General features: G+C 64.4%; 15 protein-coding genes. 6 read left to right on the forward strand and 9 right to left on the reverse strand.

Going from position 1 to position 18,245, the window contains the following annotated elements; all coding sequences use genetic code 11:
- Positions 1 to 112: 112 nt before the first annotated feature.
- Positions 113 to 1,816, reverse strand: coding sequence for an amidase (locus G5134_RS00005; RefSeq protein ID WP_421231808.1), 1,704 nt, complete (start codon positions 1,814 to 1,816; stop codon positions 113 to 115).
- A 163-nt stretch (positions 1,817 to 1,979) separates the two neighbouring features.
- On the reverse strand, positions 1,980 to 3,077 hold the full coding sequence (gene aguA / locus G5134_RS00010) for an agmatine deiminase (protein WP_421231809.1): 1,098 nt from the start codon (positions 3,075 to 3,077) through the stop codon (positions 1,980 to 1,982).
- 153 nt (positions 3,078 to 3,230) lie between these two features.
- Here aguA and G5134_RS00015 point away from each other — a divergent pair, with 153 nt between their 5' ends.
- Positions 3,231 to 4,184: a LysR family transcriptional regulator gene (locus G5134_RS00015; RefSeq protein WP_421231841.1), complete on the forward strand. Its 954-nt coding sequence runs from the start codon at positions 3,231 to 3,233 to the stop codon at positions 4,182 to 4,184.
- Positions 4,185 to 4,515: 331 nt separating this feature from the next.
- Complete coding sequence (locus G5134_RS00020) at positions 4,516 to 4,851, forward strand: endonuclease domain-containing protein (RefSeq protein ID WP_065018270.1); 336 nt, start codon at positions 4,516 to 4,518, stop codon at positions 4,849 to 4,851.
- A gap of 261 nt (positions 4,852 to 5,112) precedes the next feature.
- Here the strand turns inward: G5134_RS00020 and G5134_RS00025 are convergent, their stop codons facing one another.
- On the reverse strand, positions 5,113 to 5,679 hold the full coding sequence (locus G5134_RS00025; RefSeq protein ID WP_065018271.1) for a TetR/AcrR family transcriptional regulator: 567 nt from the start codon (positions 5,677 to 5,679) through the stop codon (positions 5,113 to 5,115).
- A gap of 187 nt (positions 5,680 to 5,866) precedes the next feature.
- Here G5134_RS00025 and G5134_RS00030 point away from each other — a divergent pair, with 187 nt between their 5' ends.
- Positions 5,867 to 6,904 (forward strand): alkene reductase, encoded by a 1,038-nt coding sequence (locus G5134_RS00030; RefSeq protein ID WP_065018272.1) that lies wholly within the window; start codon positions 5,867 to 5,869, stop codon positions 6,902 to 6,904.
- A 207-nt stretch (positions 6,905 to 7,111) separates the two neighbouring features.
- A complete protein-coding gene (locus G5134_RS00035) occupies positions 7,112 to 8,050 on the forward strand; it encodes a bifunctional helix-turn-helix transcriptional regulator/GNAT family N-acetyltransferase (RefSeq protein WP_010635090.1) in 939 nt (312 codons plus the stop codon).
- Positions 8,051 to 8,225: 175 nt separating this feature from the next.
- Here the strand turns inward: G5134_RS00035 and G5134_RS00040 are convergent, their stop codons facing one another.
- The 3 genes from G5134_RS00040 to G5134_RS00050 form a co-directional block, all read right to left on the reverse strand.
- Positions 8,226 to 8,564: a nuclear transport factor 2 family protein gene (locus tag G5134_RS00040; RefSeq protein ID WP_065018273.1), complete on the reverse strand. Its 339-nt coding sequence runs from the start codon at positions 8,562 to 8,564 to the stop codon at positions 8,226 to 8,228.
- 166 nt (positions 8,565 to 8,730) lie between these two features.
- Positions 8,731 to 10,320: a peptide chain release factor 3 gene (gene prfC, locus G5134_RS00045; RefSeq protein ID WP_156559926.1), complete on the reverse strand. Its 1,590-nt coding sequence runs from the start codon at positions 10,318 to 10,320 to the stop codon at positions 8,731 to 8,733.
- Positions 10,321 to 10,561: 241 nt separating this feature from the next.
- Positions 10,562 to 12,424, reverse strand: coding sequence for a diguanylate cyclase (locus G5134_RS00050; RefSeq protein WP_065018275.1), 1,863 nt, complete (start codon positions 12,422 to 12,424; stop codon positions 10,562 to 10,564).
- A gap of 223 nt (positions 12,425 to 12,647) precedes the next feature.
- On the opposite strand from G5134_RS00050, the gene G5134_RS00055 reads away from it, so the two are divergent.
- On the forward strand, positions 12,648 to 13,652 hold the full coding sequence (locus G5134_RS00055; protein WP_065018276.1) for a sensor domain-containing diguanylate cyclase: 1,005 nt from the start codon (positions 12,648 to 12,650) through the stop codon (positions 13,650 to 13,652).
- Positions 13,653 to 13,658: 6 nt separating this feature from the next.
- Here G5134_RS00055 and G5134_RS00060 read toward each other — a convergent pair whose 3' ends face one another.
- The gene (locus G5134_RS00060; protein WP_065018277.1) at positions 13,659 to 14,111 is read right to left on the reverse strand and encodes an Lrp/AsnC family transcriptional regulator; all 453 of its coding nucleotides are present in this window, start codon (positions 14,109 to 14,111) and stop codon (positions 13,659 to 13,661) included.
- 137 nt (positions 14,112 to 14,248) lie between these two features.
- On the opposite strand from G5134_RS00060, the gene G5134_RS00065 reads away from it, so the two are divergent.
- On the forward strand, positions 14,249 to 15,172 hold the full coding sequence (locus G5134_RS00065; RefSeq protein ID WP_065018278.1) for a DMT family transporter: 924 nt from the start codon (positions 14,249 to 14,251) through the stop codon (positions 15,170 to 15,172).
- On the opposite strand, the gene viaA is transcribed toward G5134_RS00065, so the two are convergent.
- Both viaA and G5134_RS00075 read right to left on the reverse strand, forming a co-directional pair.
- Positions 15,119 to 16,573 (reverse strand): ATPase RavA stimulator ViaA, encoded by a 1,455-nt coding sequence (gene viaA, locus G5134_RS00070; protein ID WP_065018279.1) that lies wholly within the window; start codon positions 16,571 to 16,573, stop codon positions 15,119 to 15,121. The two genes, G5134_RS00065 and viaA, sit on opposite strands and share 54 nt — an antisense overlap.
- A 52-nt stretch (positions 16,574 to 16,625) precedes the next feature.
- Positions 16,626 to 18,233, reverse strand: coding sequence for an ATPase RavA domain-containing protein (locus tag G5134_RS00075; protein ID WP_065018280.1), 1,608 nt, complete (start codon positions 18,231 to 18,233; stop codon positions 16,626 to 16,628).
- Positions 18,234 to 18,245: the final 12 nt, after the last annotated feature.

Consider the following 18,245-nt stretch of genomic DNA (forward strand, 5'->3'; position numbering starts at 1 on the left):
CGTTTTGTTATCCGGTTTGAAGCCGTATGACCACTCCCTTTTGTGGGCAACTGTCAGGTGAATACCATCTCCATACACTATATCTGTACAGTTCCATTTCCCCCAACACCTATCACCCCAACGGCGGCGTCCGTGGCGGCACCATACGCTTGCTGCCGGTGGACTCGAAGGCTGAGGCGAAGCGCAGCAGTTTGTTGTCGTCATAGGCGCGACCGGCGAAGGTCAGGCCTACCGGCATACCGATATCGGCCATCACCCCCATGGGGACGGTGACGGTCGGCACGCCGAGGTGGCGAATGGCGAGGTTGCCGTTGGCAACCCAGATGCCGTTGCTCCAGGCGATATCGGCGGAGGCCGGATTCACATCCGCGTCAGCCGGGGCGACGTCAGCAACGGTGGGGAACAGCACGGCGTCGAGCTTGAGCCCGTCCATCCAGTCCTCCAGATCCAGCTTGCGGGTCTTCTCCAGAGCGCGCAGGCCGTCCGGCACTGTGGGGATCTCGTCGAAACGCTTGATGCCGCGCTTGGCCATATTGACGTACTCGTCCATGCCCGCCGCCAGATCGCCCTCGCGGTTTGGCAGGGTACCCGGATCGTGGGGGAAGATCTTCGGCCCATCGACATCGGCCAATTTATTCAGCTTGGGATCGCCGTTGGCACGCAGGAAGTCGTCAAACGCCCAGCCGGAGAGCTCCCACAGCTCGTCGTTGAGAAACTCCGGGCTCACGATGCCGCGATTGAACACGGTCGGCGCACCGGGTCGGTCCCCTTCGCAGTTGGAGACCAGCGGGAAGTCCACTTCGATGACTTCGGCGCCCGCGGCTTCCAGCGCCTTGCGCGCATCTTCCCAGAGGGCGATCACGGTCTCGCGGGTATGGATGCGCTGACCGGTCGGGCCGCCGATACCGGGGTTTTCGCTGGTGCCGGCCAGTTCATCCTTGTTGATAAACATGCGCGGCACGCCGAGGCGCTTGCCCTTGAGGGCATCGGGCTTGGCTGCCAGCTCCAGATAGGAAGCCGGACGCACTTCGGAGGCCTTGGGCAGCTGCACCCAGGGCTGCAGGCGCCACAGATCGCCACGGGGATCGGCATCGTCGGCCACCACTACGTCGAGCACTTCCAGCAGATCGTTCATGGTGCGGGCATAGGGCACCACCACATCCATGGTCGGAGTCAGCGGCCAGTTGCCGCGCACCGAGATAACGCCACGGGATGGGGTGTAGGCGCACAAACCGTTGTTGGAGGCCGGGCCACGGCCGCTCGACCAGGTCTCTTCGGCCAGACCAAAGGCGGAGAAGCTGGCGGCGGTGGCAGTACCGGCGCCGTTGGAGGAGCCGGAGGCAAACGGCGCGGTCAGGTAGTCGGCGTTGTAGGGGCTCTCGGCACGGCCATAGACGCCGCGCTGCATGCCGCCATTGGCCATCGGCGGCATATTGGTTTTGCCAAGGCAGATGGCACCGGCGGCGCGCAGGCGCTCAACGGTAAAGGCATCGCGCTGGGCCACCAGATCCTTGAAAGCCGGGCTACCGGAGGCGGCAGTCAGCCCCTTGACCAGATAGCTGTCTTTGGCGGTGTAGGGGATGCCGTCGAGCGGGCTCAGGGTCTCGCCACGGGCACGGCGGGCATCGGAAGCCTGGGCCTCTTTCAGCGCATCGGGATTGGCGACCACCACGGCGTTGAGTTTGGTGGCAGTCTCGGGGCCGTTGTAGGCCTCGATCCGGGCCAGATAGGCCTTGACCAGTTCGACCGCTGTGGTGCGGCCTGATTCGAGCGCACCGCGCAGCTCGGCAATGGAAACCTCGGTCACTTCGATCATGGGGATCTCCTGTAAAGGGTGACGGTGTGCGATATCGGCTAACGCGGCAATATCGCAGCGAATCGCTTCAGGGTGGTCGCAGCCGCTACAGCTCCCGACCCCCGTATATCAAGGGACAAAACCCCACGATGTGGGGTTTTGTCGAGTTAGTCGAGCCTGCAGCTTATTTCCCTGAGGGGATCTGCTGGGTAATGCAGTGAATATTGCCACCGCCCAGCAGGATCTCGCGAGCCGGTACGCCGACCACGGTGTGATCCGGGAAGATCTCTTCCAGAATGCGCTGGGCTTCGCCATCGGTGGCGGCATCCAGCAGCGGGTAGACGATGCGATCGTTGGTGATGAGGAAGTTCACGTAGGAGCCGGCCAGACGACCTTCTGCCTCGCGCGGCACACCGGTGCCGCTCTCGACGCCGGCAGACTCTTCCTGGGTGCAGTAGAGCGGGCCCGGCTGGGGCAGCTTCCACACTTTCAGCTTGCGCCCCTTGGCGTCGACCGCCGCTTCCAGCACCTTGAGGGCGGCCACGGAGCGCTCGTACTGGGGGTCGTTCTGGTCGTCAGTCCAGTGCAGGGCCACTTCACCCGGACGCACGAAGCAGCACATGTTGTCGATGTGGCCGTCGGTCTCGTCCATGTAGACGCCTTCGTCCAACCAGATAAAGCTCTTCACGCCCAGATAGTCGCGCAGGTGAGCTTCGATCTGCTCTTTGGTCAGGTGCGGGTTGCGGTTTTCGTTGAGCAGGCACTCGGCGGTGGTCAGGCAGGTGCCTTCGCCGTCGACGTGGATGGAGCCCCCTTCCAGAATGAGCGGCGCGTCGTAACGATCCATGCCGTGCTGTGCCAGCATCTGGGCCGCCACTTGCTCGTCTTGATTCCAGGGGTAGTAGAGACCGCCCTTGTGGCCGCCCCAGGCGTTGAAGCCCCAATCCACCCCACGGCACTCACCGGCTGCGTTGGTGACGATGGTGGGGCCGCTGTCGCGGGCCCAGCAGTCATCGCTGTTCATTTCGACCAAGGTGACATGGGCAGGCATGATGGCGCGAGCCTGCTCCATAAACTGGGCCGGCACCCCCATAAAGACCGGAGTGGCTTGCCCAATGGCATCCGCCACCTTGGCGAAGGTGGCTTGCGCGAAGCGACCGGCCTCACGCCAGTTGTCCGGGCGAAACGGCCAGATCATCCAGACGGCCTGCTGGTGTGCCCACTCGGCGGGCATGGTGAAGCCGTCGGCGGCCGGCGTGGTGTTCATGGTCTTGATGCTCATCGCAAGGCTCCTTGCATGGATTGAGACCCCGCAGGCGTGAAAACGCGGCGCGGGGATCCTGGAAAAATAACAGTGGTCGCAGTGTAAGAAGTTGCGCTCACATCCATCAAATGAATAGGATGGATTGTCCCATAAGCCTGGCAAATAATCTTGATGAAACTGCACCAGCTCGACCTCAACCTGCTGCTCGCCTTTGACGCCCTGATGGCGCAGGGCAGCGTCACCCGCGCCGCCGAAACCCTCTTTATCAGCCAGCCCGCCATGAGCCATGCGCTCAATCGTCTGCGCACCTTCTTTGGCGATCCGCTCTTGGTGCGCACCCCGCAGGGGATGCTGCCGACCCCTCGCGCCCAGCGGCTGCATCTGGGAGTGCAGCAGGCGCTGCGGCTGCTGGAGCAGCAGCTCAGCGACGAGGAGGTGTTCGAGCCGAGCCAGTCGAAGCGCCGCTTCGTGCTCTGCACCACGGATTACGTGGAGTGCGTGCTGATCCCGCCGCTTATCCAGCGCCTCAAACGGCTGGCGCCCGGGGTCACCATCGAGATCCGCATCCTGCGCGACACCCTGCCCGAAGCCGAGCTGGCGAGCGGCGAGATAGACCTGGTGCTGGGCTTTGACGAATACATGCAGGTGCCGGGGTATCTGGGCAAGGAGACCTGGCTCACCGAACCGCTGGCCGGGCTGGTACGCGCCGATCTGCCGATGGCCGCCCCGGTGCTCGCAGAGAGTGGGGATGACTCGGCGCTGCCGGCCGAGCGCATCAGCTTGGCGCAGCTGATCGAGATGCCTCACGTGTTCCACTCGCCGCTCGGCACCTCGGAGGCAAGTCTGGATCGCTATCTGAAGACCCAGGGCTTCAGTCGCACCATCTCGGTCAACAGCCAGAGTTATATGTCCGCCGCCGCCATCGTCAGCCAGAGCGATCACCTGCTGGTGCTGCCCAGCATGGTGGCCGAACTGCTCGCCAGCCACTGGCCGCTGAAAAGCCTGCCGCTGCCCGAAGATGTGCCGGATTATCACCTCAACTGCGTCTGGCACCCGGTGCATGCGCAGCAACCGGCGTTGATCTGGTTGAAGGCGCTGATGAAGGAGTTGGTGAATCCGGCGTGAGCCTGCTGGGTGTGACCTCCCCCTCATCCCCAACCCTTCTCCCGCAAGGGGAGAAGGGGGCTAGTTCCGTGCCACTGGCGACATGGCTGACAACCTGCCAGCCTGCCTCCTTGCCGGGGCGAAACATATCCATCCCACAACGATCGACTCATCAGTTCATCCGTTCATTGTCACAAAACTCCACTCAAGCCCGAGATGACCGACAAGATGCCCACCGTCACTCGATCTGTCCCCTCTCCCTCTGGGAGAGGGTGAGGGGAAGAAATCCACTCAGTCACCAGACCGGGGAATGGCTATATCTAATAGGGTCAAATAGCTCTGGATAGGCACCATGAGAACCCATCCATTTGCCAAGCGCATGAGGCGAGAAGCCACCCTTGCCGAACAGAAGCTCTGGCTGCAATTGCGCGACCGCCGTCTGGCTGGGGTGAAATTCCGTCGCCAGATGCCCATCGGGCCCTACATTGTCGATTTCATCTCTCTTGAACAGAGGTTGATCATCGAGGTCGATGGAGCGCAGCACAACGAACCGGCGGAGCGGCAATATGATGGCGCAAGAACGACCTACCTCAATCAGCAGGGCTTCCGGGTGATCAGGGTGTGGAATAACGATGTGTTGAGTCGGATGGAGGCCGTACTGGAACTTCTTTTACTCTCATTGCGCTGAGCAGAGCCCTCCCCCCTCATCCCCAACCCTTCTCCCGCGAGGGGAGAAGGGAGCAAACACCCCGGCTGTGTGTGACATCCCCAGAAACAACCATGGCTCCCACGAGGGGAGAAGGGAGCAAACAACCCGGCGGCGTGTGGCATCCCCAGAAACAACCATGGCTCCCGCAAGGGGAGAAGGGAGCAAACAACTTGGCGGCGTGTGACATCCCCAGAAACAACCATGGCTCCCGCGGGAGCCATGGTTGTTTCTGGGGAGGTATTATGCCCGCAGGGCCGTCATCAGCTGGGTGACCACGCCGCCCAGCAGGACGGGGTCGGGGCGGCACTGGGCGAAGGTGACCAGGCCCTGGATGTTGATAAGCAAAAAGGCGGTCAGGGTCGTGATGTCACGCCCGGCCGCCAGCTCGCCGCGCTCGAAGGCCAGGCTCAGCACCGCCGCCAGATCCGCATCCAGCTCGCCGTAGATGGCCTTGAGCTTCAGGTGCAGCTCCTCGTCCTGCTCCGCCAGCTCCATCAGGGTGCGGGTCACCAGACAGGTGCCGCAGAGGGCGTCGTTCACCACCTGCTCGAGGTAGGCCTGCACCCCCGCCAGCGGGCTCGCGGCGGCGAAGAAGCTGCGCCGCAGGGCGCTCTTTTCCTGCACATAGTGGTCGACCGCCGCCAGCAGCAAGCCGCGCTTGTTGCCAAACGCCGCGTAGAGGCTGCCCGGATGCAACCCGGTCGCCGCCACCAGCTCCTGCATGGTGGTCTTGGCGTAACCCTTGGCCCGAAATGCCTCCATGGCATTTCGCAAGACGTCGTCCCGGTTGAACTCGGCGCTGCGCATGGTTTCTCCGTTGAAAAAGCGGATTCACCGGCCTGGGGCCGGTGAGGGGAAATAAGAGGGCGGCAAGTTTACCCCAGCGGGCCGGCAACACCAACTATGTTGAATGCTCGTTCAAAAAAGACTTGCACACAAAACAAAAAACGTCTTGAATGCACGTTCAAGAATCACTCCCTCAGGACAGACGATCATGAATACCCTGTTTCAGCCCTATCGCCTCAACGACACCCTCACCCTGGCCAACCGTTTCATGATGGCTCCCCTCACCCGCTGCATGGCAGGCCCGGGTCTGGTGCCCACCGAACAGATGGCCGCCTATTATGCGCGCCGCGCCGACATCGGCCTCATCATCTCCGAAGCCACCATCATCCGTCCGGACGGGCAAGGCTACCCCAATACTCCTGGGCTCTACAGCGCCGAACAGATCGCCGGCTGGAAGAAAGTGACCAGCGCCGTGCATGCCAACGGCGGCAAGATCTTCGCCCAGCTGTGGCACGTGGGCCGTCTCTCCCACCCCTTCTTCCACCACGCCGAAGTGCTGGCCCCCTCCGCCGTCGCCCATGAGGGCACGGTGCCCCGCATGCGCGAGCTGGTCTATCAGGTGCCGCGCGCCCTGACCGGGAGCGAAATCGCCCAGCTGGTCGAGGATTACGCCCAGGCCGCCGCCAACGCCATCGAAGCGGGCTTTGACGGGGTGGAGATCCACGGTGCCAACGGCTACCTCATCGATCAGTTCCTGCACCACGCCAGCAACCTGCGCACCGACAACTACGGTGGCAGCCCAGAGAACATGAGCCGCTTCGCGCTGGAGGTGGTGGATGCCATCAATGCCCGCATCGGCGGGGATCGGGTGGGCCTGCGCCTCTCCCCCGGCGCCTATGTGCACCTCGAAGGGGATGCCCGGGATCGCGCCGTGTTCGACCATCTGCTGGCCGAGCTGAACCAGCGCAACCTGGCCTATGTGCACCTCGGCATCTTCGATGACAGCCTCACCTTCGACTACCTGGACGGCCGCGCCTCCGACTACCTGCGCGCCCGCTACGACGGTCATCTGGTGGGGGTGGGCAACTACAGCGCCGAGACCGCAGCCGAGGCCATCGAGGCCGACCGCTTCGACCTGGTCGCCATCGGTCGCCCGCTCATCGCCAACCCGGACTACCTCGCCAAGGTGAAACAGGGCGACGCCCTGGTGCCCTATGCCGACACCATGCTGGCCGAGCTGGTCTAACGCTCGCCGTACCTTGCCTGACCAAGGATGGGATCCGCGCCCTCGCGCGGGTTTCCAATGTTTGGGCCCCTCTCGGGCCCTTTTTTCTGCCCGTTTTTCTCCGCCCGTTCGCCCCCTTCTGCCCACCGAAAAAATAGTTGTCACCAACAACCAAAAGGCTATATTGGTTGCGTATCACAACCAACATCACCAGAAGGACACTCATCCATGGATCCCCGCCCCCTGCGCGCCCTGTCGCGCGATCTGGTTCGCGAACTCGGCATGCTCTCCCAACAGTGCGGCGAACTGGCGCTCAGCCCGCTCGAAGCCCATCTGCTGATCGAGCTGGAGAGCGGCCCCGCCACCAATCAGCAACTGGCGGAGCGGCTGCGCATCGACAAGTCCAACGCCAGCCGCCCGCTGGCCCGCCTGGCCGAGCGCGAGCTCATCAGCTGGCATCCCCATCCGTCCGATGGTCGCAGCAAGGAGGCGCGCCTCACCATCGCCGGCCAGGCCCAGCTGCTGGATCTGCATCAGGAGATGGACAGCGCCATGGAGGAGACCCTGGCCCAGCTCACCCTCGCCGAGCGCGAGCAGCTGTGGGAAGGCCTGCGCCTCTATCGCAGCGCGCTCTCCCGTGCCCGTCGCCAGCAGGGCTATCGCATTCGCCCCATCACCCCGGCCGATAACCCTGCCATCGCTGCCGTGGTGCGCGCCGTCTCCGCCGAATACGGCCTCACCGCCGACAAGGGCTACGGCGTAGCGGATCCCAATCTCGACTTTCTTCATGAAACCTACCTGGGTGAGCGCAGCCGATACTGGGTGATCGAGGGCCCCGATGGCACCATTCTGGGCGGGGGCGGCATAGCGCCGCTGGCGGGGGAAGAGGGGCAAGTCTGCGAGCTGCAGAAGATGTACTTCATGCCCTCCCTGCGCGGGCTGGGACTGGGGCGGCGGCTGGTGCTGCAGGCACTGGACGAGGCGCGCGCGCTCGGCTATCAGCGCTGCTACCTGGAGACCACCGCCGTGCTGCGCGAGGCCACCGCGCTCTACGAGTCTCTGGGCTTCGAGCACCTGCCGGGGCCGCTCGGCAGCACAGGCCACGATGCCTGCGAGATCTGCATGGTGCTGGCACTCGCCGCCAACGAGACCCTGCCTGTGGCGTGAGGCATAAAGACCGGATGAACAAGGGTGGCCCTGGTGCCGCCCTTTTGTTTGCCTGTCGCTCAGAGCCAGGCGGCAGGTAACGCAAAACGGCATGAAGGGTGAGGCCTGACGTCAGCCGGTGTTAGCGGGCGGTGTTTGCAGTCAGGCCAAGGCAGACAGGGGCGCTGGACGCCGGTCAGGTGGGAAAGTAGAACCAGGCCGTTTTGATAAGGCCGGCCTCCACTTCGAACACAGCCATGCTCTCGATGGGCTCGGGGGAGAGGCCATAAATCAACTCGTGATCGAACACCTTGTTGCCGATGACGGTGCGCGCCAGCAGCTCGGCCCGCAGGGCCGGGTTGTTGAAACGATGCTCGGCATAGAAGGCGCTGAGCGCCTCCTTGCCCACTGTGCTCGGGCTCTCCGTCGGCATCCGGTACCCCTTGAACGCGTCGGAGAAGCAGCCCAGGAAGGCCTCGAGATCGTGGGCGTTGTAAGCGTTAAATTGTGCCTCGACGGGCAGTTCGACCGACATGCATCACTCCCTGAATCATGTGTGAGCCTCCTTTATAGGGGGCATTGCTCCCCTTGTCGACGGGTGACGGCGGCGCTCCCCCATCCGCGCCCTGTTGGCCATGCAAAAAGAGACCCCGCCGAAGCGGGGTCTCTTTTTATCCTGTTTGCCTGTCGGCAAGCGCTGATCAGTGCTCGCGGGTCTGGCGGAACTGGACGTCGGCGTGACGCTCCTGGGCCAGGCGCAAGTTGACCATGGTCGGCGCGATGTAGGTGAGGTTGTCACCGCCATCGAGGGCCAGGTTGACCTCGTTCTTGCGCTTGAACTCCTCGAACTTCTTGACGTCGGTCCCTTCCACCCAGCGGGCGGTGGCGACGTTGACCGCCTCGTAGATGGCCTCGACGTTGTACTCGCTCTTGAGGCGCGACACTACCACGTCGAACTGCAGCACACCGACCGCACCGACGATGAGATCGTTGCTGATGAGCGGACGGAACACCTGCACCGCCCCCTCTTCGGAGAGCTGCACCAGCCCCTTGAGCAGCTGCTTCTGCTTGAGCGGGTCGCGCAGGCGGATGCGGCGGAACAGTTCCGGCGCGAAGTTCGGGATGCCGGTGAACTTGAGATCCTCACCCTGAGTAAAGGTGTCGCCGATCTGGATGGTGCCGTGGTTGTGCAGACCGATGATGTCACCGGCGAAGGCGTCTTCCGCCTGCTCACGGTCACCGGCCATGAAGGTCACGGCGTCGGAGATGTTCACGTCCTTGCCGATGCGCACGTGGCGCATCTTCATGCCCTTGGAGTAGGTGCCGGAGACGATGCGCATAAAGGCGATACGGTCGCGGTGTTTCGGATCCATGTTTGCCTGGATCTTGAACACGAAGCCGGAGAACTTCTCCTCGGTCGCCACCACTTCGCGGCTCTCGGCCTTGCGCGGCATGGGAGACGGCGCCCAGTCAGTCAGGCCATCCAGCATGTGGTCAACACCGAAGTTACCCAGTGCAGTACCGAAGAAGACCGGGGTCATCTCGCCGGCGATAAAGGCATCGTGATCGAACTCGGGAGAGGCGCCCTGCACCAGCTCCAGCTCGTCGCGCAGCTGTTGGGCCAGATCTTCGCCGACGGCGGCGTCCAGTTCCGGGCTGTGCAGCCCCTTGACCACCCGCTTCTCCTGGATGGTGTGGCCCTGACCGCTCTGATACAGATAGGTCTCGTCCTTGTAGAGGTGATAGACACCCTTGAAGGATTTGCCGCAACCGATGGGCCAGGTGATGGGGGCGCACATGATGTTGAGCTCACGCTCCACCTCGTCCATGACCTCCATGGGATCGCGCACTTCGCGGTCCAGCTTGTTCATGAAGGTGAGGATGGGGGTGTCGCGCAGCCGGGTCACTTCCATCAGCTTGCGGGTCCGGTCTTCAACACCCTTGGCGGCGTCGATGACCATCAGGCAACAGTCGACCGCCGTCAGGGTACGGTAGGTATCTTCGGAGAAGTCCTCGTGACCCGGGGTATCGAGCAGGTTGACCAGGCAGTCGGCGTAGGGGAACTGCATCACCGAGGTGGTGATGGAGATACCGCGCTGCTTCTCCATCTCCATCCAGTCGGATTTGGCGTGCTGGCCCGAGCCACGGCCCTTGACGGTACCGGCGCGCTGAATGGCCTGTCCGAACAGCAGAACCTTTTCGGTGATGGTGGTTTTACCCGCATCCGGGTGCGAGATGATCGCAAAAGTGCGTCTCTTGGAGACTTCACTCAGAAATTCAGCTGACATAATTCAACGTTCTTCTATTGGGCGGCGGCCTTGGCCACCGTGGGAATAATTCCGGGATGCCGCATTGACTCACGGTCCGGCATGGATACGCAACGGGCCACTCGGGCGGGCATCAGATCCGCCGGTGGAGAGAGGAAGAGGGTTGCGTTACATGGGTCTTCTCACCTGAGCCAAAGCAAAATTGCGCGACATTATACCCGCGCGAGTGAAAAATACCCAGCCCGGCTTTGCAGGGTGGTGCCCCCTATTCGGCCCGCATCACCTGGTTGCGGCCGGCCTGCTTGGCCCGGTACATGGCCTCGTCGGCCCGCTGCACCAGCCCCCCCAGGCTCTCGTCAAGAGGACCCTGCTGGGCACAACCGATGCTGACGTTGACAAAACGCCCCTCCGGCATCCCCTCGATACGCAGCTGGGAGACGCGATGACGGATCCGCTCCGCCACTTCCATCGCCTCGTCCAGACAGGTGTCGGGCAGCAGCACCAGAAACTCTTCGCCGCCGTTGCGCCCCACTCTGTCCAGCGAACGCAGCTGGGCGGCGATGCACTTGGCCACGGCGGCCAGCACCAGATCCCCTACGTGGTGGCCCAGCTGGTCATTGACCAGCTTGAAGTGATCGATGTCCAGCAGCAGCACCGAGAAGGGCTTGCCCTGCTCGCGCGCCTGTCTGAACCAGTGCTGGCCCTTGTTCTGGATCTGGCGGCGGTTGTGCAACCCGGTCAGATCGTCGGTCATGGCGAGCCGGCGCATCTGGCGGGAGCGATTGAACTGGTGCAGCGCCAGCATGCCCATCACCAGCAACAGCAGGGCCACCACCACGTACTGCCAGTGGCGCCGCTCCTGCAGCTGCTTGAGCTTGGCCTCCTGCAGCAGCTGCTTGGTCTTGAGGGCCTGGTTCTCCAGCTCCTTGCGGGCCAGGTCGAACTCGAAGCGCATCTGCAACGAGCGCTGCTCCCTGAGCACCCGTTCCAGCGAGTGCTTGGTCTCGACAAACACCTTGAGGTTGCTGAGGGCGGCGCTGATCTGCCCCTGCTGCTCCAGGATCCGCGCCCGCACCTCGTAGACCCGCGCCAGGAAGCGCTGGTTCTTCTCCTTGACGAAGATGGGTTCGGCGTGGGCCAGGTAGTAGAGCGCCTTGGTCGGGTTGCCCTGCGCCGCCTCCGCCATCCCCATCACCAGTTGCCAGTGACCCAGGGTGACGCTGTCGGAGGTCTCGCGCCCCTGCAAAATGGCGTCAGCCTGGCGCAGCTTGCTCACCGCCTCGGTCACCTTGCCCTGATTGAGCAGTATGGTGGCGATCTCGATCCGGACCCAGGCCAGCAGCCCCTCTTTCTGCTGAGAACGATAGAACTGCTCGGCCATCTTCATCAGCGGCAGCGCCCGGTCATACTCCCCCATCTCGGAGTAGAGCAGCCCCTGCTGGGAGCGGATCCTCACCAGCGGCTCCTGGGCGCGCAGGGCACTGTAGTCATGGGCCAGCTCTTCGAAATACCCCTCGGCCCGCTCATAGAGCCCCATCCGCCGATAGGCGTTGGCGATCTGGGCCAGCACCTCCCGCGCCTTGCCATCCAGCCCCAGCGACTCGAAGCGCTTGTGCGCCTCGATGAGCTCCATCAGCCCCTCCGCCAGCTCCCCCTGATAGGCGTACATGTCGCCGCGCAAGCTGAGGATGTCCGCCTCCTGCACCCGATCACCGAGCCGGCGGGCCAGCACCAGCGCCTGCTGGTAGTCCTCCTTGGACTGCTCCATGTTGCCGAGCATCTGCTGATGAAAGGCGCGGCAGGCCAGCAGACCTGTCTCGGTGATCCTGTCCTTGCGGGCCCGGGCACCGGCCAGTTCCTGGTCGGCAAAGTTCACCACGGCACGGTACTCGTCGTCCCAATCGGAAGGCATGGCCCAGCACTGCAGCCGCACGATGCGCCCCTGCACGTCGGGGGGATAGGCTTCCTTGCTCGCCACCAGGGCGGCGATGCGCAGCCGGAACATGCGATCGGGCTGGAACCCCTCCTCCAGCAGCTGCAACTCGCGGGAGAGCTGGGGCTCGGTCAGCGGCGCCCGGGCCGCCCAGGCGAGGGGCGTACACAATCCCGTCAACAGGATCAGGGTCATGATGCGTTTCATGCCGGTTCGGTTTCCCCTCAGGTGGTGCTAGTACACGAATATGCTCACTCCCCCCATCATATCTCGCCTTGCAGCAACACACAGCAACCATGGAAAAAGAGAGGAGATAGGCCAGATCCGGCAGGCTCTCACGCTGACCGAACGCGCCCCTTTACAGATGGAAAATCAGCATCGACTATAGGCGCCATCCAACACAGGGAAGCGCAGGTTGATGACATATCAGGAGCTGCAGGCGGCCTACGACAAGCTGCTGCAGGAGAACGAACGGCTCAGGCGGGTCGCCGACGATGCGCGGGAGAAGCTGGAAGCCGCCATGGACGGCACCGGCCTGTGCATCTGGCAGAATCATGTGCCCACCGGCAAGCTCATCATCTTCAACCGGCGCTGGGGTTCCATGCTCGGCTATCAGCCCAAGGAGCTGTCGGCCCACTTCGACGTCTGGCGCGAGCATCTGCATCCGGAAGACAGGGAGCGGGTGCTGCAGGCCTTCTTCGATCACCTGAGCGGCAAGAGCCCGTTTTATCAGGTGATGCACCGGATGATCGCCAAGGACGGCAAGACCACCTGGGTGCTGGACCGGGGCCGGGTGGTGGAGCGGGACGCACAGGGCAACCCCGTTCGGGTGATGGGCACCCACATCGACATCACCCACGAGAAGGAGTACGAGCAGCAGCTGGCCCGGCTCGCCCACCGGGATCCCCTCACCGGCCTTGCCAACCGCACCGCCCTGCAACGCAAGTTCAACCAGGGTTTCAAAGCCATCTGCTTCATCGATCTGGACGACTTCAAGCAGGTCAACGACAACCTGGGCCACCGCGCCGGCGACGAGCTGCTGATCGCCCTCACCCGCCGGCTGCGCGACTGTTGCGAGGAGGGGGTGAAGATAGGCCGGCTCGGCGGCGACGAATTCGTGCTGCTGCTGCCCTGGGCCAGCGACGATCCCCGCACCAGCCAGCTGGCCAGCCAGTGCATCGACGCCATCGCCACCCCGTTCGAGCTGCCCAACGGTGACGCCTCGGTGGGATTGAGCATGGGGGTGGCGGCGATCCGGCCGCAGGATGATTTCAGTACGGCGCTGGCCCGGGCCGACCAGGCCATGTACCGGGTCAAACGCAGCGGCAAGCGGGGCTTTTATGTCTCCCAGCCGAGCGGCCAGCCGTTGCTGGATCAGGAGCAGGTCAACGAGCGCGGGCTCGGCCACCAGCCCCGCCCCTGAACAGGGTCAGATGGGCAGTGGCCCCATCACCTTGACCGCCCGAATGGCGAAGTGGCTGCTGATGTCGTTGACCATGTCCTGGGACTGCAACCGCCGGACCCACTGCTCGTAGGCGGGCAGGTCGGGCACCACCACCTCCAGCAGGTAGTCGTAGTTGCCGGAGACGGTGTGACAGCTGATCACCTCCGCCATGGCCGCCACCGCCTGCTCGAAGGCCTCCACCAGCGGCTCCCTGTGCTGACTGAGCCGCACGTTGACGAAGATGGTGATGCCAAGCCCGAGCATCTCCCGCGCCAGCACGGCGCGATACCCCCGTATATGGCCCTCCCCCTCCAGCCGCTTCAGGCGCCGGGCACAGGGGGAGGCAGACAAGCCGACCTGCTCCGCCAGCTCCACGGTCGTGAGGCGCCCATCCTGTTGCAGCAAGCGAAGCAGATGTAAATCAATCCTGTCGAGCATCTTGGTGATATCCGGTAAAAATCCCTTTTGGATTGGCTGAAACTAGCAATTACCCCCGAATATCTCAAACAGTTTGCCCTGCAACACCCTCCCCACTGGCGGGATAATAAGCCGGGACACGCCATGGAGGGAGCCCGATGTCATTCGCACAATTACCCCGTTGCAGCGGCTGGGCCGCCGCCCTCGCCACCGTGCTGCTCTGGTCCGGTTTCTTTCTCTCCCTGCGCCTGGGCGCCGAGGAGAAACTGCCGCCACAGGCGCTGGCGCTGCTGCGCTTCGGTATCCCGGCCCTGCTGCTGCTCCCCTATTACTGGCGTCACCGCATCCGTCTGCGCCGCACGCCCCTGCGCTGGCAGCTGGCCATGCTGGCGGGGGCCGGCCTGCCCTTCTTCTGGCTCGGCGCCACCGGCATGCAACTGGCCCCGGTGGCCCAGGGCAGCGCCCTGATCCCGGGCACTGTGCCACTCATGGTCAGCCTGCTGGGCCTGCTGTTGTGGCGCGCCCCCTGCCCCCTGCAGCGGTGCTGGGGGCTCGCCCTCATCGCCCTGGCCACCGCCATCCTGTTGCTGGGCGGAGAACCGGGATTATGGCAGGGACAGCTCTGCTTTCTGGGGGCGGCCCTGCTGTGGGCCCTGTTTACCCTGGCGGTCAGACGCAGCGGACTGGCGGCGCTGGATGCGGCCGCGCTGGTGGCGGTGCCGTCGGCCCTGTTGCTGCTGCCGACGCTCCTGTGGAGCCCCTTGCCCGCCGTGAGCCATGCCAGCGTCTGGCTCTGGCAGGGTCTGCTGCAAGGGATAGGCGCCGGCTTGCTGGCGGCACTCTGTTACGCCCACGCCATCCGCACCCTGGGCGCCGAGGTCAGTTCGGCGCTGGGTTCGTTCACGCCTGTGATGGCGGCCATGCTGGCCTGGTGGCTGCTGGGGGAGAGCGTCACGCCGCCGGTGTGGCTGGCGCTTGGCCTCTTGTGTGTCGGGGTGGTGCTGGCCAGTCTGCCGGCACGGCGGGTGTCAGCTGCGCTGCCAGCGGCGCAACAGGCGACCGCGCAGGCCGCAGTCGAGTAGCCAGCTGTTGTCGAACACCCGCAGCAGCGCCGGTTTGGCGTGGCGGGACATGGCCACCGCGTGGAAGCGGGTTTGCTGCTTGCGCTGGCGGTTCATCCGATCCAGCAGGCTGTGGGGCAGGCTCTGGGCGATAAAGTCGGAGACCACCAGCACGTCCGCTTTGGCAAAGGCGGGGTCATCCAGCTTGATCAGGGCCTTCTCGAGGCAGGGCACCAGATCGGTGCCGCCGTGAAAACTCATGGAGAGGAAGCGCTCCGCCTTGTCGAGCCCGGTGTCGGCGGTGATCTCCAGGGTCGCCACCTCGGTGGAGAAGAGCATCAGGTAGCAGCCCCGCTTCTCGTCCATCGCCACCTTGAGCAGCGCCAGAAACAGCGCCTTGGCGCACTCCTCCGGGTAGCCCCCCATGGAGCCCGAGGTGTCGATGCAGACGATGAAGGGCCCCCGCTGCTGCAGCTGCCGCCCGCCAAGCTCAGGGGTGCGCAGCATGATGCGCTGGCGCGGCAGGGTGCCACGCGACTGGTAGCTGAGCAGGCGCCGCTCCAGATAGCGGCGGTAGAACTCCAGCTCCAGCTCCGGCAGCGCCAGCATCACCGCCTCGCTCGGCAAGAGCCGCATCAGGTCGCTGGCCGGGTGGATGCCCACCAGATCGTCCGGCACGTCGTCGGTCTGCACCTCTTCCAGTTCGTGCACCTGCACCGGCGGCACCGGCGAGTCGTTGGCCCGGTTGTCCTGTTCGCTGCGCCCCAGCAGGTTGGCGATCTCAGCCAGCAGCGGCTCGCGCTGCAACATGCGGGCGTACTGCTTGACCAGCACCAGGCTGCGCTTGTGCCAGCTGCCCTGCGCCAGATCCCAGAGCCCGCCGGCGGAGATCTGGTTGGGGTCCAGCGCATCAGCCAGGGTACGGCTCGCCAGCAGCTGATCTTCGATCTCCTGGCGCTGCTTCTCCCGCTCCGCCTCGGCGATCTGCTGCTGCAGCTGCAGCAGGCTGCCCACCAGGCTGGTGCGCCACTTCTCGATCAGCAGCTGGCGCTGGCTGTCGGTGGGGTGAGCCATCAGCTGGCGCACCAGGCTGCGCGCCTCGCCGGCGAAGGGGCTGTACTGCTCAAGCCCGTCCAGCAGGGCTGGCAGGCGCCCCATCAGCTCGGCCAGCGGCAACCCCTTGTGGGCCTGATAGAGGCGATACTCCTGCTCCAGCGCCACCGGCACCGGCTTGTGGCGCATTTCTTCCCCCAGCTGATCGCTCCAGCGGCGGATGCGCTTTTGCAGCAATTTGCCCTGCAGCGGGGAGCGTTTGATGAACTCGGAGATCTTGGGGGTGGAGGCCAGCAAGAGCGCCATTTCGCCCGCCAGCTCCCCCTCGCCGATGAGCAGCCCCAGATCCATCATGCCGATCTCAAGCATGGCGACCTCCACCGGTCTGGCTCACGACCGCCCCCTTCGCGCTCGCCATGGCTCAGGCGTCCAGTTGCGGCAGCCGATCGTGCCACTGGCTGATGTCGGTGCGCAGCTGATCCAGATCCCGGTTCAGCACGAAGAAGCTGTCCTCCACCTGCTGCAACCAGTGACGACCGATGAAGAGGTGCTGCTGATGGCGCTCGAACAGGTTGCGCTGGCGCTTGAGCTCCTGCGCCAGCACGCCGGCTTCTGCCAGCAGCTCGGTCAGGGCCGCCTGCCAGGGGGTGATCACCACCTCGGGGATGGGGGTGCGCTCCACCAGCACCAGCGGGATCTGCTGGCGCTGCAGATCCAGCACGTGCAGCCGCAGCTCGTCGTCCAGCACCAGCTCGTAGTGACCCTCCTTGGGGTTGCCAAGCGGCCAGCCCACCAGCGACTCGCCGGTGGGGTGCCAGTGGGAGAGCAGGGTGCGGTCGAACACCAGCGTCTCCACCAGCCGCTCCGGGTCGTCGCCATCCAGCGCCGCCGGGGTGAGCAGGTGGAAGTGCACCAGCTTGCCGAACGGGCGGGCGTTGGCCAGCGGGATCTGGATGCCGCGGGCGCGGCGCCCGAACCACTGCTGGCGCTTTCTGGCCTTGCAGCACAGGCGCTGGGCCACGCTCTGTTTGAGCTGCTTGAACTTGTCCCGCAGCCCCATCAGCTGACGGGTCATGGTCAGCTGCTGATAGCCGTAGAGGCGGGAGAATTCGGTCATCATCTCCAGCAGGGCGGTGCGCGAGGCCTCGTCATGCCAGAGGCAATCCTTGAACAGCAGCAGATCGAGCGGGGCTACCTCGTCGCGGCCATTGAAAAAGGCGCTCGCCTTGATGAGCCTCACGGCCTTCTTCCAACGCCGATCCGACACGTAGCAGCTGTGGGCCAGCTGGCTGTCGAGCTGCTGGCGCAACTGATAGATGAGCTCGAAGCAGTCGTCCGGCAGCCGGACCCGGTCGATCTGCTCCTGCCACTCCAGATACTCGTCACCGTGGATCTGCACCGAGGGCGGCAGATTCTGGTGGGACTGGCCGTCGCTGGCCAGCATGGCCTGGAAGTTGGCCTTCTCCTGCACCCGGTCCATCCAGATCCGCACCAGCATGCGGTCGTAAAGCGCCTCCAGCCCGCTGTCGGGGGCCGGCAGCTCGTTGGAGGCGGTCACCAGCAGCCGCATCGGGATGGGGTGCTGGCTGTCGCCGTTGCGAAACTGCCGCTCGTTGATGGCGGTGAGCAGGGTGTTGAGGATGGCGGGGCCCGCCTTCCAGATCTCGTCGAGGAACACCACCTCGGCCTCCGGCAGGTAGCCGGCGGTGAGGCGCAGGTACTTGCCATCCTCCTTCAGAGCCTGGATGGAGAGGGGGCCGAACACCTCCTCCGGCGTGCTGAAACGGGTCATCAGGTACTCGAAGTGGCGCGCCTCATGAAAGGCCAACTTGAGGCGCCGCGCAATCAGGCTCTTGGCGATGCCGGGCGGGCCCAGCAGAAACACGCTCTCGCCGGACAAGGCCGCCAGCAGACCGAGCCGCAGGGCATCCTGGCGCTCGTAAAGCCCCTCGCCGAGGGCCGACAGCAGGCGTGGCAGCCGTTCGTGAATGGGGGCGAGACGAAGATTCTGTGATACTAAAGGTGGCATAGGCGCACTTCC

Source organism: Aeromonas sp. 600276, assembly GCF_049175815.1.
Taxonomy (GTDB): Bacteria; Pseudomonadota; Gammaproteobacteria; order Enterobacterales; family Aeromonadaceae; genus Aeromonas; species Aeromonas dhakensis.

Excerpts from the sequence above, each read along its gene's own strand:
- G5134_RS00005 (WP_421231808.1), bottom strand. The coding sequence starts at position 1,816 with ATGATCGAAGTGACCGAGGTTTCCATTGCCGAGCTGCGCGGTGCGCTC.
- aguA (WP_421231809.1), bottom strand. The coding sequence starts at position 3,077 with ATGAGCATCAAGACCATGAACACCACGCCGGCCGCCGACGGCTTCACC.
- G5134_RS00015 (WP_421231841.1), top strand. The coding sequence starts at position 3,231 with ATGAAACTGCACCAGCTCGACCTCAACCTGCTGCTCGCCTTTGACGCC.
- G5134_RS00020 (WP_065018270.1), top strand. The coding sequence starts at position 4,516 with ATGAGAACCCATCCATTTGCCAAGCGCATGAGGCGAGAAGCCACCCTT.
- G5134_RS00025 (WP_065018271.1), bottom strand. The coding sequence starts at position 5,679 with ATGCGCAGCGCCGAGTTCAACCGGGACGACGTCTTGCGAAATGCCATG.
- G5134_RS00030 (WP_065018272.1), top strand. The coding sequence starts at position 5,867 with ATGAATACCCTGTTTCAGCCCTATCGCCTCAACGACACCCTCACCCTG.
- G5134_RS00035 (WP_010635090.1), top strand. The coding sequence starts at position 7,112 with ATGGATCCCCGCCCCCTGCGCGCCCTGTCGCGCGATCTGGTTCGCGAA.
- G5134_RS00040 (WP_065018273.1), bottom strand. The coding sequence starts at position 8,564 with ATGTCGGTCGAACTGCCCGTCGAGGCACAATTTAACGCTTACAACGCC.
- G5134_RS00050 (WP_065018275.1), bottom strand. The coding sequence starts at position 12,424 with ATGACCCTGATCCTGTTGACGGGATTGTGTACGCCCCTCGCCTGGGCG.
- G5134_RS00055 (WP_065018276.1), top strand. The coding sequence starts at position 12,648 with ATGACATATCAGGAGCTGCAGGCGGCCTACGACAAGCTGCTGCAGGAG.
- G5134_RS00060 (WP_065018277.1), bottom strand. The coding sequence starts at position 14,111 with ATGCTCGACAGGATTGATTTACATCTGCTTCGCTTGCTGCAACAGGAT.
- G5134_RS00065 (WP_065018278.1), top strand. The coding sequence starts at position 14,249 with ATGTCATTCGCACAATTACCCCGTTGCAGCGGCTGGGCCGCCGCCCTC.
- viaA (WP_065018279.1), bottom strand. The coding sequence starts at position 16,573 with ATGCTTGAGATCGGCATGATGGATCTGGGGCTGCTCATCGGCGAGGGG.
- G5134_RS00075 (WP_065018280.1), bottom strand. The coding sequence starts at position 18,233 with ATGCCACCTTTAGTATCACAGAATCTTCGTCTCGCCCCCATTCACGAA.